The organism is Pseudomonas sp. 2024-210, from assembly GCF_045062345.1.
Taxonomy (GTDB): domain Bacteria; phylum Pseudomonadota; class Gammaproteobacteria; order Pseudomonadales; family Pseudomonadaceae; genus Aquipseudomonas.
The window spans coordinates 58,075-74,304 of record NZ_JBJGEJ010000005.1; the positions used below are offsets into that span (position 1 = coordinate 58,075).

At 54.0% G+C, this 16,230-nt stretch carries 16 protein-coding genes; 5 read left to right on the forward strand and 11 right to left on the reverse strand.

All coding sequences use genetic code 11. The features are described from left to right. Positions 1-134 precede the first annotated feature (134 nt). From ACI7MX_RS09190 to ACI7MX_RS09210, 5 genes are all read right to left on the reverse strand, one after another. Positions 135-1,049 (reverse strand): glutamate/aspartate ABC transporter substrate-binding protein, encoded by a 915-nt coding sequence (locus ACI7MX_RS09190; RefSeq protein ID WP_405587364.1) that lies wholly within the window; start codon positions 1,047-1,049, stop codon positions 135-137. Between the two features lie 313 nt (positions 1,050-1,362). Then, complete coding sequence (gene glpD, locus ACI7MX_RS09195) at positions 1,363-2,901, reverse strand: glycerol-3-phosphate dehydrogenase (protein WP_405587361.1); 1,539 nt, start codon at positions 2,899-2,901, stop codon at positions 1,363-1,365. Positions 2,902-3,161: 260 nt separating this feature from the next. Then, positions 3,162-3,917 (reverse strand): DeoR family transcriptional regulator, encoded by a 756-nt coding sequence (locus tag ACI7MX_RS09200; protein WP_405587359.1) that lies wholly within the window; start codon positions 3,915-3,917, stop codon positions 3,162-3,164. A gap of 137 nt (positions 3,918-4,054) precedes the next feature. Beyond that, the gene (glpK, locus tag ACI7MX_RS09205) at positions 4,055-5,560 is read right to left on the reverse strand and encodes a glycerol kinase GlpK (RefSeq protein WP_314483625.1); all 1,506 of its coding nucleotides are present in this window, start codon (positions 5,558-5,560) and stop codon (positions 4,055-4,057) included. Between the two features lie 88 nt (positions 5,561-5,648). After that, entirely contained in the window at positions 5,649-6,500 is an 852-nt protein-coding gene (locus tag ACI7MX_RS09210; RefSeq protein ID WP_314483627.1) for an MIP/aquaporin family protein, read from the reverse strand. Between the two features lie 381 nt (positions 6,501-6,881). Between ACI7MX_RS09210 and ybaK the strand changes: the two genes are divergently transcribed. Then, entirely contained in the window at positions 6,882-7,352 is a 471-nt protein-coding gene (gene ybaK, locus ACI7MX_RS09215) for a Cys-tRNA(Pro) deacylase (protein WP_405587356.1), read from the forward strand. Positions 7,353-7,363: 11 nt separating this feature from the next. On the opposite strand, the gene ACI7MX_RS09220 is transcribed toward ybaK, so the two are convergent. Further along, the gene (locus ACI7MX_RS09220; protein WP_314483631.1) at positions 7,364-8,473 is read right to left on the reverse strand and encodes an ABC transporter ATP-binding protein; all 1,110 of its coding nucleotides are present in this window, start codon (positions 8,471-8,473) and stop codon (positions 7,364-7,366) included. Then, positions 8,470-9,390 (reverse strand): ornithine carbamoyltransferase, encoded by a 921-nt coding sequence (gene argF / locus ACI7MX_RS09225; RefSeq protein ID WP_405587353.1) that lies wholly within the window; start codon positions 9,388-9,390, stop codon positions 8,470-8,472. The genes ACI7MX_RS09220 and argF overlap by 4 nt, the downstream gene beginning before the upstream one ends. A gap of 383 nt (positions 9,391-9,773) precedes the next feature. Between argF and grxD the strand changes: the two genes are divergently transcribed. Further along, complete coding sequence (gene grxD / locus ACI7MX_RS09230; protein ID WP_405587350.1) at positions 9,774-10,115, forward strand: Grx4 family monothiol glutaredoxin; 342 nt, start codon at positions 9,774-9,776, stop codon at positions 10,113-10,115. 89 nt (positions 10,116-10,204) lie between these two features. Here grxD and bfr read toward each other — a convergent pair whose 3' ends face one another. Then, positions 10,205-10,675 (reverse strand): bacterioferritin, encoded by a 471-nt coding sequence (bfr, locus tag ACI7MX_RS09235; RefSeq protein WP_048378033.1) that lies wholly within the window; start codon positions 10,673-10,675, stop codon positions 10,205-10,207. Positions 10,676-10,873: 198 nt separating this feature from the next. Further along, entirely contained in the window at positions 10,874-11,092 is a 219-nt protein-coding gene (locus ACI7MX_RS09240) for a bacterioferritin-associated ferredoxin (protein ID WP_153377768.1), read from the reverse strand. A gap of 275 nt (positions 11,093-11,367) precedes the next feature. Here ACI7MX_RS09240 and ACI7MX_RS09245 point away from each other — a divergent pair, with 275 nt between their 5' ends. Next, positions 11,368-11,970 (forward strand): peroxiredoxin, encoded by a 603-nt coding sequence (locus ACI7MX_RS09245; RefSeq protein ID WP_019411008.1) that lies wholly within the window; start codon positions 11,368-11,370, stop codon positions 11,968-11,970. Between the two features lie 76 nt (positions 11,971-12,046). On the opposite strand, the gene rnt is transcribed toward ACI7MX_RS09245, so the two are convergent. Together rnt and pyrC are read right to left on the reverse strand one after the other, a co-directional pair. Further along, on the reverse strand, positions 12,047-12,718 hold the full coding sequence (gene rnt / locus ACI7MX_RS09250; RefSeq protein WP_146384099.1) for a ribonuclease T: 672 nt from the start codon (positions 12,716-12,718) through the stop codon (positions 12,047-12,049). Further along, a complete protein-coding gene (gene pyrC / locus ACI7MX_RS09255) occupies positions 12,715-13,761 on the reverse strand; it encodes a dihydroorotase (protein WP_405587344.1) in 1,047 nt (348 codons plus the stop codon). Before pyrC ends, rnt begins: the two co-directional genes overlap by 4 nt. A 155-nt stretch (positions 13,762-13,916) precedes the next feature. Here pyrC and ACI7MX_RS09260 point away from each other — a divergent pair, with 155 nt between their 5' ends. Both ACI7MX_RS09260 and ACI7MX_RS09265 read left to right on the forward strand, forming a co-directional pair. Then, positions 13,917-14,822: an OmpA family protein gene (locus tag ACI7MX_RS09260; protein WP_314492114.1), complete on the forward strand. Its 906-nt coding sequence runs from the start codon at positions 13,917-13,919 to the stop codon at positions 14,820-14,822. Positions 14,823-14,948: 126 nt separating this feature from the next. After that, on the forward strand, positions 14,949-16,166 hold the full coding sequence (locus ACI7MX_RS09265) for an argininosuccinate synthase (RefSeq protein WP_314492116.1): 1,218 nt from the start codon (positions 14,949-14,951) through the stop codon (positions 16,164-16,166). Positions 16,167-16,230 lie beyond the last annotated feature (64 nt).

The window sequence follows — 16,230 nt, forward strand, 5'->3', positions numbered from 1 at the left end:
AGTCTCGTCGGGTACACGCTTACCGCTCGACAACCAGCGGTTCGAGTGTTCTCTCAGCAATTAAAGAAGCTTGTACGGCCTGTGGGCAACGTCCCGAGCGCGATCAGCCACGCTCGGGCGTCAGTCGTGAATAATTAGATTTTCACTTCAGGCGCTGGTTTGTCGTTTGGATTAGCGATCAGCTCTTTGACTTTGTCGCTCATCGGGAACATGAGGTTCAAGCCTTTTGGTGGAATTGGCTTAGTGAACCACGTCTCATAGATTTTATTGATTTCGCCCGATTTGTAGATACCCACAATGGCGTCATCAACCGCTTTTTTGAAGTCCGGGTCGCCTTTGCGCACCATGCAGCCGTACACCTCAAACGATTGCGGTGTGCCGGTCACAGCCCAGTCGGTTGGCTTTTTGGCTTTGGCCATTTCACCGGCCAGCAAGGCATCATCCATCATGAACGCTACAGCGCGGCCCGACTCAAGCATCTGGAAGGATTCGCCGTGGTCTTTTGCGGAGATCACGTTCATGCCCATTTGTTTGTCGGCATTCATCGACTTGAGGATGCGTTCAGATGTGGTGCCAGCAGTGGTCACAACGTTCTTGCCTTTGAGGTCGGCAAAATCTTTGTAAGGCGAGTCCTTTTTGGACAGCAGGCGAGTACCGATCTCGAAGATGCCGACCGAGAAGTCGACTTGCTGGGCGCGTTCTGCGTTGTTGGTGGTAGAACCACACTCAACGTCAACTGTGCCATTTTGGACGAGCGGGATACGGGTCTGGGAAGTGACCAGGTTGTACTTGACCTTAAGGTCTGGCATGTCGAGTTGCTTTTTCAGCCCTTCAACAATGGCCAACTGGATATCGTGTGAGTAGCCAACCGGCTTGCCGGAAGCGTCTGCGATGTAGGAGAAAGGAATGGAGGAGTCGCGATGCCCAAGGGTAACGGTGCCGGATTCTTTGATTTTCTTCAGTGTGCCGGTCAATTCGGCTGCAAAAACTGGAGTGCTCATCAGCGCGACAGCAATAGCGGCGCCTAAAAGTTGCGGAACGATGCGCATCGGTATTTCCTCGACATTGTTTTTTTTATTGAGCCCGTTGATAGGCCCTTATAGGTACTGCGTACAACTCAACCGCTTGAATGCGCTGTATTGCATTCGGCATGGAGTGTAGAGCATGACTCATGCCAAATACGGTTTTCACACATAACTTGCTGATATATATAGAGATATTATTTTTGATTAACGGCTTTTTGAGAGGGGAATACCCGGAAAGCCGAATCAATGTGGTGCGAGGTGTTCGGAAAACCGAATCAGGAGGACTTGCCAGGGCGCCTAATTGGCGCCCCTGGCAGGTGATGTAGCAGGCAGGAATTTAAGCGGCTTTAACTTTACGATGCTTGAGGTTCAGGCTGTTCATGTAAAGCGCCAGATGCTCTTGCTCTTGAGCGGTGGTGAAAAGGCCCAGTTTAGTCCGACGCCACAGGATGTCCTGTGCATCCAGCGCCCATTCCTGACTGCACAAGTAGTCGACTTCTCGGCTATAGAGGCCGCTGCCGATGTGCTCTCCCATATCGCTCAGTGCATTGACACCCTCCAGCAAGCGCCATGAGCGGCTGCCGTAGGTGATTGCCCAGCGTTTGGCGATGGCTGTATCCAGCCAGCCATGTTTTTGGGTCAGCGCGGCGCTTAGCGCAGCGGGTGTGGTCATGTCTTCACCACCCGGCAGCGTTGCACTGGCAGTCCAGCTCGGTTTGATCTGGGTGAAGAACGGAGTCAACTGTGCCATGGCCGATTCGGCCAGTTTGCGGTAAGTGGTGAGTTTGCCACCAAATACAGACAGCAGCGGGGCTTCGCCCTGTGCGCCGGACAACGCCAAGGTGTAATCACGTGTGACGGCTGAAGGGTTATCCGACTCGTCATTGCACAGCGGGCGCACGCCGGAATAGGTGTGCAGAATATCGGCACGGCTGACCTGTTGCTTAAAGTGAGCGTTGACCACGTTCAACAGGTAGTCGGTTTCTTCTTCGGTAATGACGACCTTGGCCGGATCGCCGGTGTATTCGCGGTCGGTTGTGCCGATGATGGTGAATTGATCCATGTACGGGATGGTGAACACAATTCGCTGGTCTTCATTCTGCAAAATGAAAGCGTTGGGTGCGTCATACAGTTTGGGTACGATCAGATGGCTGCCTTGAATCAGGCGGATGCCATAAGGCGAGTCCAGTTTCAGGTCGTCCTTGATGAATTTGGCAACCCACGGGCCAGCAGCGTTGACCAGCGATTTGCTGCGAATTGAGAACAGACTGCCGTCGGCACGCTCAAGATTTAATTCCCACAGGCCTTTGTTTCGACGAGCCCCGACGCAGCGGGTCTGGGTGTGAACATGCGCGCCCTTTTCGCGCGCAGCCATGGCATTGAGTACCACCAGGCGCGCGTCATCTACCCAGCAGTCGGAGTATTCGAAGCCTTTATTGATTTCTGACTTCAGCGGGCTATCGGCCCCAAATTTGAGGCTTTTGGAGCCCGCGAGTTTTTCACGCTTGCCCAAATGGTCATACAGAAACAACCCTGCCCGAATCATCCAGGCAGGGCGCAGGTGAGGGCGGTGAGGCAATACAAAACGCATTGGCTTTACGATGTGCGGGGCTTTTGCCAGCAACACTTCGCGCTCAGCCAATGCTTCGCGCACCAAGCGAAACTCATAATGTTCCAGGTAGCGCAGGCCGCCATGAATCAGCTTGCTGCTGGCTGACGAGGTATGGCTGGCCAGATCGTCTTTTTCGCAAAGAAACACAGACAAGCCGCGACCGGCTGCATCTGCCGCAATACCGACGCCATTAATCCCGCCGCCGATAACGGCAACGTCGTAAACCTCTGCGAGGGGGGTGGCAGGCAAGGTGGTCAGGGGCATGATTGGGCCTCGCGTTCTTTACGCATATTTTTGAATTCGAACATTAATGTTCATTTGCGAAAATAGTAGCGGATAAATACGCGCACAGCCAGACAAGTTCGATTGAAAAAACTCATCGAACAGCGCTTAAAAGAAAAATTACGAACATTTTGAGCGTGGAGAGCTGTGCGAGCAAAAGCTCCAGCGCTCTGAGAGGGGCTCATGCCGGGTCTTGCCTGCATGGCAGTCAACTCGCCCCCCTCCCGCGTTTGATCTTGCGCTTAAACGACTTCTAGACGAATTTTGTTCTGTGCCAGTAATTGAGCGAGCTCTGGTACAGGTGGCTGGTCTGTGACAAGGCAGTCAATCAAGGTGATCGGGCCAAGACGAACCATAGCGTTACGCCCGAATTTGCTGGAATCCGCTGCCAGAATGACTTGTCGGGCGTTGGCAATAATGGCTTGGGAGACGCGCACCTCCTGGTAGTCAAAGTCCAGCAGGCTGCCGTCGGAATCAATGCCGCTGATACCAACGAGCGCGAAATCGAATTTGAACTGGTTAATGAAGTCGACACTGGCCTGACCGACGATTCCGCCATCGCGGCGGACTTTGCCGCCGGCAATCAATACTTCGAAGTCGTCTTTCGCGCTCAGGATTGACGCCACATGGAGGTTGTTGGTGATGATTTTCAGATGATTGTGGTTGAGCAACGACCGGGCAATTGACTCGGTGGTCGTACCGATATTGATGAAAATAGAGGCGTGGTCAGGAATCTGCGCGGCGATGGCTTCGCCAATACGACGTTTTTCATCGCGCATTTGGTCGGCGCGCATGGCGTAGGCGGTGTTTTCAACGCTGGAGTCATAGGCGGCGCCTCCGTGATAACGACGCAATAAATCGGCCTCGGCCAATTGATTGATGTCTCGACGGATGGTCTGCGGCGTGACGACGAACAACTGCGCCATTTCCTCGATGCTGACGTAGCCGCGTTCGCGAACCAGTTCGAGGATCTGCTGCTGGCGGGGAGGCAGATTCATGGAGTTTCCTTTAGGCGGCGAAGCAAAATTCGCCCATCATGCCGCAGGAAAGAACTGTCTGCTACTCGTAGCAACGCTGAAACGCTTATGCAGCAACGGACACCGAGGGTGTCCGTTGCGGGTTATTGCGTGAGTACTTAGTTGCTTTCTTGGTGGGGTTCCCAGTCACGTGTACGGTCTACGGCCTTCTTCCAGCCTGCGTACAGCTTCTCTTTGCAGGCTTCTTCCAGAGCAGGCTCGAACTCGCGTTCAATCACCGCCTTGCCGCGCAACTCATCCAGGCTGCCCCAGAAACCACACGCCAGACCGGCCAGGTAAGCGGCACCCAGTGCCGTGGTTTCGCGCATTTGCGGGCGCTCAACCATTGTGCCGAGGATGTCAGCCTGAAACTGCATCAGGAAGTTGTTGGCCACTGCGCCGCCATCCACGCGCAGCGCTTTCAGACGTTCACCCGAGTCTTGCTGCATAGCATCCAGCACGTCACGCGTCTGGTAGGCAATCGACTCCAGAGCAGCACGAATGATGTGATCCACACGTACACCACGGGTCAGGCCAAACAGTGCGCCGCGCGCATACGGGTCCCAGTACGGTGCGCCGAGACCCGTGAATGCAGGCACCAGATACACACCGTTGCTGTCTTTGACCTTGCTGGCAAAATATTCCGTGTCGTGAGCGTCATTGATGATTTTCAGTTCATCGCGCAACCACTGGACAGTGGAGCCGCCGTTAAACACAGCGCCTTCCAAAGCGTAGGCCACTTCACCGCGCGGTCCGCAGGCGATAGTGGTCAACATGCCATGTGTGGATTTGACGGCATTGGTGCCGGTGTTCATCAGCAGGAAGCAGCCAGTGCCGTAAGTGTTTTTTGCCTGACCCGGCTCAACACACATTTGGCCGAACAAGGCAGCCTGCTGGTCGCCGGCAATACCGCCGATGGCGATACCGCTTTTGGTGCGCCCGTAGATTTCAGACGAGGACTTAACCTCTGGCAGCATCTCACGCGGGATATCCAGTACCTCCAGCATCCTGGAGTCCCATTCCAGCGTGTGAATGTTGAACAGCATGGTTCGCGAGGCGTTGGTGTAGTCAGTAACGTGCGTTTTGCCGCCGGTAAATTTCCAGATCAGCCAGCTGTCTATGGTGCCAAACAGAAGCTCGCCGTTACGTGCTCGTTCGCGGCTGCCTTCGACGTTATCCAGGATCCACTTCAGCTTGGTGCCGGAGAAGTAAGGGTCGGTAACCAAACCTGTTGTCTCGCTGATGTATTGCTCGTGGCCATCGCGCTTCAGTTGTTCGCAGATCTCGGTGCTGCGTCGGCATTGCCAAACGATCGCATTGTAGATCGGACGGCCGCTGATTTTGTCCCACACCACGGTGGTTTCACGCTGGTTTGTAATGCCGATAGCAGCTACCTGGTCGTGATGAAGCCCAGCCTGAGCCAGGGCTTCAACCATCACGGCGCTTTGGGTGGCGAAAATTTCCATCGGGTCGTGTTCAACCCAGCCTGCTTGCGGGTAGTGCTGTTGAAACTCACGTTGAGCCGTGCACACCACGTTGGCGTCACGATCGAAGATGATCGCTCGCGAACTGGTGGTGCCTTGGTCCAGCGCAATAATGTAATTCTTATTCTGAGAGTCGGTCATGTGATTGCCTTGCAGAATGAGGTAATGGTTTCAGGGCGCGAGAAGGAAGTGGGCAGTGCTCTCGTGCGCCCCGTTTCAAAATTCGATGTCAGGAAGCTTGGGTTTTCACCTCTGTGGTGGTTTGGGCTTCCATTGCCGTGGGCTCGACAGCAGGCAGGTGGCGGGCAATCATCCCGCGATAAATAGCTGCGCCGAGGCAAGCACCGACGATCGGTGCAAAGATTGGAATCAGGAAATACGGTATGTCGCGGGCACCTGTGAATGAAATTTCACCCCAGCCGGCAAAAAATGTCATCAGCTTAGGCCCGAAATCACGCGCAGGGTTCATTGCGAAACCGGTCAGCGGTCCCATTGAGCTACCAATGACGGCAATCAGCAGGCCAATCAGCAGGGGTGCCAATGGGCCACGCGGCAATCCATTCTTGTCGTCAGTCAAGGCCATGATCACGCCCATGAGAATGGCCGTAATCACCATTTCAACCAAGAAAGCTTGCAGCGTCGAAAGCGCGGGGTGCGGATAAGTGGAAAAGACCGAGGCCAACTCCAGGCTTTCTTTGCTGCCGCGAATCATGTTGTGGGCTTGTTCGTAATCGAAGAATAGGTTGCTGTACAGCGTGTACACCAATGCTGCCGCGCAGAAGGCGCCCGCTATTTGGGCAAGGATGTAGAAAGGCAGTTTGCGCTTGTCAAAATCAGTGAACAGGCAGAGTGCGATACTCACGGCGGGATTCAAATGCGCGCCTGACACACCGGCTGTCAAGTAGATGGCCAGGCTCACACCGATGCCCCAGATGATGCTGATTTCCCACAAGCCTAAGCTGGCGCCTGCGACTTTGAGAGCCGCCACACAACCGGTGCCGAAGAAGATTAAGAGTGCAGTGCCTAGGAATTCGGCGATGCACTGCCCTGAAAGGGTGGGGTGCTGCGTTGCAGTCGTCATTTAAAACCTCATTTTTTTTGTTTTTTGACGTTGTCAGTCAGAGTGGTAATGAAGCTGCGCGGAAGCCGGATCGGTAAAATTCGGCAATTCATGTGTTCGTAACGGAAAACAAGTTACGGCATGGCATATTCAGAATCGAAAAAATATAGACAAGAAACACGGCTGTCAAAGGTCGAAAGTGAACGGGGATTCATATTCTGACTTTTAGGTAGTGGTTGAGTGCTGATTTTTGTGTAAGAAAAGAATACATTTTTGTAGGGTAAAGCCTGTAATTTACCCTTCCAGGAAGTCGCAAAGGCCAACATCAACGCCTGTTTGCTAATCCAAAAGCATTAAGTCCGCTTCCCTGATGTCTCTATTCAAATCAACACAGGAGTTGCCATGACGCCCGCACTGGACCTGCTGAAAAAAGTTCGTGCCGAACATCGGATTCACAGCTATGAACATGACCCCAAAGCAGCCTCGTACGGCTTGGAAGCTGCAGAGAAGCTGAATCTTGAACCTGCCCGGGTTTTCAAAACGTTATTGGCCAGCAGTGAAAAAGGCGAATTGTTAGTCGCTGTGGTACCGGTCGTCGGAACGCTTGATTTGAAAGCGCTGGCGCATGCGGCGGGTGCCAAAAAAGTCGAAATGGCTGAGCCTGCTGCCGCTCAACGGGCGACGGGCTATCTGCTGGGCGGGATTAGTCCATTGGGTCAAAAAAAGCGCCTGCGCACGTTCATTGATGATAGTGCCAAGGGGTTTGAGACGATTTTTGTCAGTGCCGGACGGCGTGGACTTGAAGTAGAGCTAGCGCCTGCGGTGCTGGCAGAGCACACGCAGGCCAAGTTTGCGGGTATAGGGCGCGTTTAAAGCTGCGGCACTTAACTGGCGGTACTGAAGCGTCTTACGCCTGATTCAGTGTGAGCGATCTGTGCTGCCGTACTGCCACTGGTTTGAAACATGACCAAGTGTTCGGCCGCCACCCGAATACCCACGTCAGTCCCCGGCAAGTGATCGGCATGGCTTGGAAAAATAGATTCAAGTTGGCTGCCGGTGGGCAATTGCAGACGGTAAAGCGTCGATGCGCCGAGGAAGGTTTTGCCGACTATCCGGGCTTTTAGTTCGCTGTCGGGTGCGTAAACGATATCGTCCGGGCGCAGCAATACATCGACAGCGCCACCGATGGGCCAATTGTAGGCTCGATCACCGCGCAGCACGCCCAGCTCTGTTTGCACCGATTCGGGGCTCAACAGCTGTCCGCGAATGAAATAACCCTGGCCAATGAAACTCGCCACAAACGGGGTTTTTGGCTCGTGGTAGAGGTTGTAGGGCGTATCCCATTGCTCAAGACGACCTTCTTTGAATACGCCGACGTGGTCGCTCACAGCGAAGGCTTCTTCCTGGTCGTGTGTCACCAGAATCGCACTGGTGCCGCGAGCTTTAAGGATGTCCCGTACTTCGTGGCTAAGCTTGCGGCGCAGTTCGCCATCGAGGTTGGAGAACGGTTCGTCGAGCAAGAGCAGTTGCGGTTCCGGCGCCAGAGCGCGGGCGAGCGCGACACGTTGCTGTTGCCCGCCCGACAGTTCATGGGGGAAGCGCTTGCCAAGGTTCTTCAGGTTGACCAGTTCCAGCAGCTCCTGGGTGACACGCTCTTTATCAGGGTGCTTGCGAATGCCGAAGGCGATGTTGTCAGCCACGCTAAGATGCGGGAACAGTGCGTAGTCTTGAAACACCATCCCGATGCGACGCTTCTCAGGCGCCAGCGTGAAACCGGCCTTGGAGATGACTTCCCCGGCGAGCTGGATTTCGCCCTGATGAACCGGCTCAAACCCGGCTATGGCCCGCAGCGTGGTCGTTTTACCGCATCCGGAAGAACCCAGCAGGCATCCAATGTCGCCGGCATTGAGGTGCAGGTTAAGGTTTTGCACCACGCTCTGGCCTTGATACCCACACGCCAGATCACGGAGGTTAAGCAATAGCGGCTGGCTCATGCGGATGTGTACGCCGGTTGGACCAGGAACTCGAGAAGGGCTTTTTGCGCATGCAGTCGGTTTTCCGCTTGATCCCACGCGACTGAGCGTGTGTCGTCCAGCAGGTCAACACTGATTTCTTCGCCGCGATGAGCTGGCAGGCAATGCATGAACAGCACGTTTTCAGCTGCCAGGTCGAGCAGGGCGCGGTTCACCTGATAGGGCGCAAATAGCTTCAAGCGCTTGGCTGTTTCTTCTTCCTGACCCATAGACGTCCACACATCTGTGCTCACCAGATGGGCGCCAATGACCGCCTCACGCGGATCACGCACGATGGTCACGCGATCGCCGGCTCGGGCAACGAACTCAGGATTAGGCTCATAGCCTTGCGGGCAGGCAACGCGCAGGTTGAAGTCAAACTGGATGGCCGCCTCTATATAGCTGTTGCACATGTTGTTGCCGTCGCCAATCCAGGCAACAGTTTTGTCTTTGATCGAGCCACGGTGCTCAAGAAACGTCTGCATGTCAGCCAGCAGTTGGCACGGATGCAGGTCGTCTGACAGGCCGTTGATGACCGGCACGCGGGAATTTGCGGCGAACTCGGTCAGGGTGCTGTGAGCAAAGGTGCGGATCATCACTGCGTCGAGCATGCGCGACATAACGATTGCGCAGTCCCCAATGGGTTCGCCACGACCCAGTTGGGTGTCACGCGGGGACAGGAAAATGGCCTGACCACCGAGCTGGATCATGCCTGCTTCAAACGACAGGCGTGTACGGGTTGATGACTTTTCGAAAATCATGCCCAGCACGCGATTTTTCAACGGTTCGAAAAGCACGCCGCGCTGGCGCAGGTCCTTCAACTCGATACCGCGACGAATCACGCTGAGTAGTTCTTCGGGCGTGCAATCCATCAGGGAGAGAAAGTGCCTTGCGCTCATCATTAACTACCTTTTTTGCAACGACCGCAGATGCTCAGAGCCGGGTTTTTCGGAAAAACGGGCGAGACCTGCGGCGAAAGCCGCACGTGGCGACGAAATAGGGGAAGGCGCGATCTTATAAGGAAATGTCGCGTCTTGCCAATAAGGGTCACATTTAGAGGGGGGCGTGTCGGAAGCTGCACGGGCGCATGACTAGCACCACTGTTGCGTGGTTCGCCTCTCCTCAGCTGCACATTTGTACACTGGCCCTGTACTGCTTGGCAATTCTTAGGGGCTGGGGGCAGACTATTGTCTGTCGGGGAGACCGAGCGTCAGGCTCGGCTTTCCGTTACAATGCGCCACCGTGCCGACAACTGAGTCGGAAAGTTCAGCCGAGGTGCTCCATGGATATCATCGAAACTATTAAAGAACAGATTGCCAACAACACCATTCTGCTCTACATGAAAGGCTCCCCGAATGCCCCGCAGTGCGGCTTTTCGGCTAAAGCAGCTCAAGCGGTCATGGCTTGTGGTGAGAAGTTCGCCTACGTGGACATCTTGCAGAACCCTGAAATCCGCGCCAACCTGCCGAAGTACGCTAACTGGCCAACTTTCCCACAGCTGTGGGTAGGTGGCGAGTTGGTCGGTGGTAGCGATATCATGACTGAGATGGCGGCAGATGGTTCGTTGCAGGCGTTGATCAAGGACGCTGTTGAGAAAGCAGCTGCAACCAAGACTGAAGCCTGACTTCAGTTGCACGGGTATCTTTAATCAAGTATCCGCGCATAAAAAAGCCCCGCTTCTGATTAATCAGAGCGGGGCTTTTTAGTGGGCGTTTACTCGCCCATTTGCGATTGCAGGTAATTCTCAATACCTACTTTATCGATCAGGCCTAACTGTGTTTCCAGCCAGTCGATATGTTCTTCTTCAGATTCAAGAATATCTTCCAGAAGTTCACGGCTACCGAAATCACCCACAACTTCACAGTGTGCGATTGCGGCTTTAAGGTCGGCGTGGCCTGTCTTTTCAATGCGCAGGTCGCACTCCAGCATTTCCTTGGTGTGCTCACCAATGTGCAGCTTGCCGAGGTCTTGTACGTTGGGCAGGCCCTCAAGAAACAAGATGCGCTTGATCAGTTTATCCGCGTGCTTCATCTCATCAATGGATTCGTGGTACTCGTGTGCCCCCAACTTTTCCAGACCCCAATCCTGATACATGCGCGCATGCAGGAAGTATTGGTTGATCGCAACCAGCTCATTGCCGAGAATTTTGTTGAGATGCTGGATGACTGAGATATCGCCTTTCATGGCTGGGGCCTGCCTTAATTAACCGTGTATAAGGCAGAGTTTGAGCCGCACATAGAAGACTGTCAAACCTAAGTATTTGAATAATAAATGAAAATTAATCGGAATAAGAATGTTTGTGTTCCGCGTCTTGGTCGTAAGCACTTGAATTCAGGGCATAAAAAAACCGGACACTAAGTCCGGTTCTTCAAAATATGATGTTCAGGCCGCAGAAAATTCTGCTGGAAAACCCAGCGTTGCCTGACTGGCTTGCAACGAGGTGAGGGTTTCGCGTACGACTTGCTTGGCTAGGCACGCACATTTACCGCATTGGCTGGCAACGCCAGTGGCTTCGCGCACTTCTCGGTAACTGCAGCAACCTTCATAGATTGCGTCGCGGATTTTGCCATCAGTGACGCCAGTGCAGATGCAAACGTACATAAATAAGAACCATCGCTGGTTGGATTCAATGACGAAGATCTTAATGTTAACGAGAATGATTGTCAAAGTGCATTGGGTCTCGATTGAGTCTAATTTCCTACATGCTGACGAACGGTGAAGACCGCTAGGTTGATGGTCTTTAAAAAGGCTTAAGGCCGGGGCCGACGAGCGGTGTATGATGCCGGGTCACTTTTACGTGAGATCGAGTTTCAGATTATTGTTTTTTAACAAGATTTTGCTCGGTTTCGTTTTTACGATGCACCAGGAGATAACCAATGAGCGTACTCGTAGGCAAGCAAGCGCCTGACTTCACCGTCGCAGCCGTACTCGGCAATGGCGAAATCGTAGACAGCTTCTCGTTGTCCACCGCCATCAAAGGCAAATATGGCCTGGTGTTTTTCTACCCGCTGGATTTCACCTTTGTGTGCCCATCCGAGCTGATTGCTCTGGATCACCGCATTCCTGAGTTTCAAGCGCGTAACGTTGAAGTGGTTGCCGTGTCGATCGACTCCCATTTCACTCACAACGCGTGGCGTAACACGCCGGTGAACAATGGCGGAATCGGTCAGGTCAAATACACCATGGCTGCCGATATCAATCACGCTATCTGCAAGGCTTATGACGTTGAAACTGAAGGCGGTGTTGCATTGCGCGGCGCGTTCCTGATCGATGACAAGGGCGTTGTTCGCTCGCAAATCGTTAACGATCTGCCGCTGGGTCGCAACATGGACGAGTTGCTACGTCTGGTTGACGCATTGCAATTCCACGAAGAGCACGGTGAAGTGTGCCCTGCCAACTGGAAAAAAGGTGACAAGGGCATGACCGCTTCTACTGAAGGTGTAGCGGCTTACCTGACTGAGAATGCTGGCAAACTGTAAGCGTTCGCCCAGGCATAAAAAAACCGGACTTAATGTCCGGTTTTTTTATGCCTAGATTTCAGCCTGAACAGCAGATTCAGTCGTTGAAATCTTTCCAACCGCCCATTTGCTTCCAGCGGTTAACGATGCCACAGAACAGCTCAGCGGTTTTTTCAGTGTCGTAGCGTGCTGAGTGCGCCTCGCGGCCATCGAAGTCGATGTCGGCCGTTTGGCAGGCTTTGGCCAACACCGTCTGGCCATACGCCAGACCTGCCAGCGTTGCAGTGTCGAAGCTTGAGAATGGGTGAAACGGGTTGCGTTTCATGTCCAGACGAGCAACCGCAGCATTCAGGAAGCCCAAATCGAAGCTGCTGTTATGACCCACCAGAATGGCGCGTTTGCAGCCATTGGCTTTCAGGGCTTTGCGCACGCCACGGAAGATGTCGGTCAGCGCAGTTTCTTCGCTGACGGCCATACGCAACGGGTGATCAAGCTTGATGCCGGTGAATTCCAGCGCCGCTGCTTCGATATTGGCGCCTTCGAACGGTTCAACACGGTGAAAATAAGTGTGCTCCGGGAACACAAAGCCTTTTTCGTCCATGCCGATCGTCACGGCTGCGATTTCCAGCAGGGCATCGGTGGCGCAATTGAAACCGCCGGTTTCAACGTCGATTACGACAGGCAGATAGCCGCGAAAGCGCTCAGCCATCGGGTGGCGTGGGCCGCCATGGCCGCCTTCGTGTTCGTCATCATAATGGTCGTCGCTCACAGCGTTTCCTCCAGCAGGCGCCAGCGCAGTTTTTCACCGGCGCGCAGCGGAATTACGGTCAGCTCGCCAAATGGCAGGCTTGTAGGTGCGGTCCACTCCTGGCGAACCAGAGTGATATGTTCGGTACTGGCAGGCAGTCCGTAGAAGCGAGGGCCGTTAAGGCTGGCAAACGCCTCCAGTTTGTCCAGCGCATTACGCTGTTCAAAGGCCTCGGCATACATTTCAATCGCCGCATAGGCGGTGTAGCAGCCGGCACATCCACACGCAGCTTCTTTAGCGTGTTGAGCGTGAGGCGCAGAGTCGGTGCCCAGGAAGAATTTATTGCTGCCACTGGTGGCCGCATCCAGCAACGCTTCCTGATGAGTGTTGCGCTTGAGGATCGGCAAGCAATAGAAGTGCGGGCGAATTCCGCCCACCAGCATGTGATTGCGATTGTAAAGCAGGTGATGAGCCGTGATGGTTGCGCCGACGTTGGCCGAAGCCTCGTTGACGAACTGCACGGCGTCAGCCGTAGTGATGTGCTCGAACACTACTTTCAGTGTAGGAAAGCGTTCAACGACTCGACGCATATGCTCATCAATAAAAATTTTCTCACGGTCAAAGACGTCCACGTCGGTACGAGTGACTTCGCCATGTATCAGCAGAGGCATGCCTACTTCGGCCATGACTTCCAGTACCGGGAAGATCGCATCGATACTGGTCACGCCAGAGTCGGAGTTTGTCGTAGCGCCAGCCGGGTAAAGCTTGGCTGCGTGGACGAAGCCGCTGGCCTTGGCAGTACGAATATCTTCGGGCTGTGTGCGGTCAGTCAGGTAAAGCACCATCAGCGGTTCGAAACGGCTGCCAACAGGGCGGGCAGCCAGAATGCGCTGGCGGTAGGCATCGGCTTCGGCAGCATTACGCACCGGCGGCACCAGGTTAGGCATGATGATGGCGCGGCCAAAAGTACGCGCGACATCCGCAACAGTGTGGGGCAACACAGCACCATCACGAAGATGTATATGCCAGTCGTCGGGACGCAGCAGGGTCAGGCGGTCAGACATTGGGGATTCCAGGCGGGTCAAACTGAAGCGAATGCTACCGGAAAAGACTCTTTCAGGCACTCGCTATCAAGTTTTGTGGCTGCTCACCGATATAAAAAAGGTCTGCCGTAAACCAATGGCCTGATTTTTTGCTTTTCAAGCCTGTGGAGCTTGCCGTGCGCCAGTGTTATTTATTCCTGCTGACTCTGTTCACCTGCCTGCCAGCCATGGCGATGACTTTCCAGACGCGACTGGAGAATATCGAGTGGAAAGTAGAAGGGGACAAGTTTGAATGCCGTCTGATTCAGCCCATCACCGATTTTGGTTCTGGAGCTTTTGTCCGTCGTGCGGGTGAGCAAGCTGTTTTTCGGCTTAACAGCTTCAATTCCGTGCTGGGGGAGGGCTCTGCAACCTTGTTGGCAGCAGCGGCGCCGTGGCAGCCTGGTCGGGGGGATATTAACCTCGGCTCAGTGCGTATCGGTCGCGGGCATGTGCTGTTCAATAGCTCTCAGGGTCAGGCAGGGGGCTTGTTTCGTGGCTTGCTGGAGGGGCGCAGTCCAGTGGTAAGGCATTACTCCGCGACCAGTGGTGTGTCAGAAGTTCGATTGCTACCCGTCAAGTTTCGTCAGGCCTATGGTGATTACCAAGCGTGCACTACAAAGCTGCTGCCCAAGAATTTTGAACAGGTTCGACACAGCCGAATTGCGTTTCCCGGGAGCGCCATTGAGCTTGATGCCTCCGCGCTGCGTAGCCTTAATGGGATCGTTGAGTATTTAAAGGTAGACCCCACCGTCAATCGCATCATTCTTGACGGCTACTCAGATAACAGTGGCAATCGTTTAACCAATCGCGAACTGTCACGGCGGCGGGCTTTGGCCGTCATGGACTTTTTTAAGGCCCATGGATTCGACGAATCCCAGATCAGCCTGCGTTTTCACGGCGAACAGTATCCTTTGGTACCCAACATCAGTGCGGCTAACCGTGCCAAAAATCGACGAGTAACCGTACGATTGGAGCGTGGGGGCGTACCAGATATAACGGTGCCTCAAACGGCGCTTAGCAACCCTGCGAGTATTTCTTGAGAACTATTCTCGTCGCCTTGTTGAAACTTACTGTCGCTTTGTCGTCTTAAGGTGTCGCCCCTCTGTAATTTAGCGGACTTGAGCGGTAGACTGTTCGGCTTTTCGAACAACCCGTGGAGTGATGGCATGGCGGACGTAAACAAGGTCGTTCTGGCTTATTCGGGCGGCCTGGACACTTCGGTGATCCTCAAGTGGCTGCAGGATACTTATAACTGTGAAGTCGTAACCTTTACCGCTGACCTGGGTCAGGGTGAAGAGGTTGAACCTGCACGCGCCAAGGCGCTCGCCATGGGCGTCAAGGAAATCTACATCGATGACCTGCGTGAAGAGTTTGTTCGAGACTTCGTGTTCCCGATGTTCCGCGCCAACACCGTTTATGAAGGTGAGTACCTGCTGGGTACTTCCATCGCGCGTCCTCTGATTGCCAAGCGTCTGATCGAAATCGCCAACGAAACAGGGGCTGATGCCATCTCCCATGGCGCGACGGGCAAAGGTAACGACCAAGTCCGTTTCGAGCTGGGCGCGTATGCACTTAAGCCGGGTGTCAAAGTTATTGCCCCTTGGCGCGAGTGGGATTTGCTGTCTCGTGAAAAACTCATGGATTACGCTGAAAAGCACAACATCCCTATTGAGCGTCACGGCAAGAAGAAGTCACCGTACTCGATGGACGCCAACCTGCTACACATCTCCTACGAAGGCGGTGTGCTGGAAGATACCTGGACCGAGCACGAAGAAGAAATGTGGCGTTGGACCAAGTCGCCGGAAGACGCGCCGAATACGCCGACCTATCTGGAACTGACCTATCGCAATGGCGATATTGTAGCGCTGGACGGTGTTGAAATGACCCCGGCTACGGTTTTGGCGACACTGAACCGTATCGGTGGCGAGAATGGCATCGGTCGTCTGGACATCGTTGAGAACCGCTATGTGGGTATGAAGTCCCGTGGCTGCTACGAAACGCCGGGCGGCACCATCATGCTGCGTGCTCACCGTGCCATAGAGTCGATTACGCTGGACCGTGAAGTGGCTCACTTGAAAGATGAGTTGATGCCCAAGTACGCGAGCCTGATTTACACCGGTTACTGGTGGAGTCCTGAGCGCTTGATGTTGCAACAAATGATTGATGCGTCGCAGGCCCATGTTAATGGTGTTGTGCGCCTCAAGCTTTACAAAGGCAATGTCATCGTTACCGGTCGCAAGTCTGACGACTCGCTGTTCGATGCCAATATTGCCACCTTCGAAGAAGATGGTGGTGCCTACAATCAGGAAGACGCTGCCGGCTTTATCAAGTTGAATGCTTTGCGCATGCGTATTGCAGCTAACAAAGGTCGTTCGTTCTTCTGATCGCCCTGGTTGAGTAAAAAGCCCTGGTCAATGACCAGGGCTTTTTTTTGTTTGATAAGAGGCT

Excerpts from the sequence above, each read along its gene's own strand:
- ACI7MX_RS09190 (WP_405587364.1), bottom strand. The coding sequence starts at position 1,049 with ATGCGCATCGTTCCGCAACTTTTAGGCGCCGCTATTGCTGTCGCGCTG.
- glpD (WP_405587361.1), bottom strand. The coding sequence starts at position 2,901 with ATGCCCCTGACCACCTTGCCTGCCACCCCCCTCGCAGAGGTTTACGAC.
- ACI7MX_RS09200 (WP_405587359.1), bottom strand. The coding sequence starts at position 3,917 with ATGAATCTGCCTCCCCGCCAGCAGCAGATCCTCGAACTGGTTCGCGAA.
- glpK (WP_314483625.1), bottom strand. The coding sequence starts at position 5,560 with ATGACCGACTCTCAGAATAAGAATTACATTATTGCGCTGGACCAAGGC.
- ACI7MX_RS09210 (WP_314483627.1), bottom strand. The coding sequence starts at position 6,500 with ATGACGACTGCAACGCAGCACCCCACCCTTTCAGGGCAGTGCATCGCC.
- ybaK (WP_405587356.1), top strand. The coding sequence starts at position 6,882 with ATGACGCCCGCACTGGACCTGCTGAAAAAAGTTCGTGCCGAACATCGG.
- ACI7MX_RS09220 (WP_314483631.1), bottom strand. The coding sequence starts at position 8,473 with ATGAGCCAGCCGCTATTGCTTAACCTCCGTGATCTGGCGTGTGGGTAT.
- argF (WP_405587353.1), bottom strand. The coding sequence starts at position 9,390 with ATGAGCGCAAGGCACTTTCTCTCCCTGATGGATTGCACGCCCGAAGAA.
- grxD (WP_405587350.1), top strand. The coding sequence starts at position 9,774 with ATGGATATCATCGAAACTATTAAAGAACAGATTGCCAACAACACCATT.
- bfr (WP_048378033.1), bottom strand. The coding sequence starts at position 10,675 with ATGAAAGGCGATATCTCAGTCATCCAGCATCTCAACAAAATTCTCGGC.
- ACI7MX_RS09240 (WP_153377768.1), bottom strand. The coding sequence starts at position 11,092 with ATGTACGTTTGCATCTGCACTGGCGTCACTGATGGCAAAATCCGCGAC.
- ACI7MX_RS09245 (WP_019411008.1), top strand. The coding sequence starts at position 11,368 with ATGAGCGTACTCGTAGGCAAGCAAGCGCCTGACTTCACCGTCGCAGCC.
- pyrC (WP_405587344.1), bottom strand. The coding sequence starts at position 13,761 with ATGTCTGACCGCCTGACCCTGCTGCGTCCCGACGACTGGCATATACAT.
- ACI7MX_RS09265 (WP_314492116.1), top strand. The coding sequence starts at position 14,949 with ATGGCGGACGTAAACAAGGTCGTTCTGGCTTATTCGGGCGGCCTGGAC.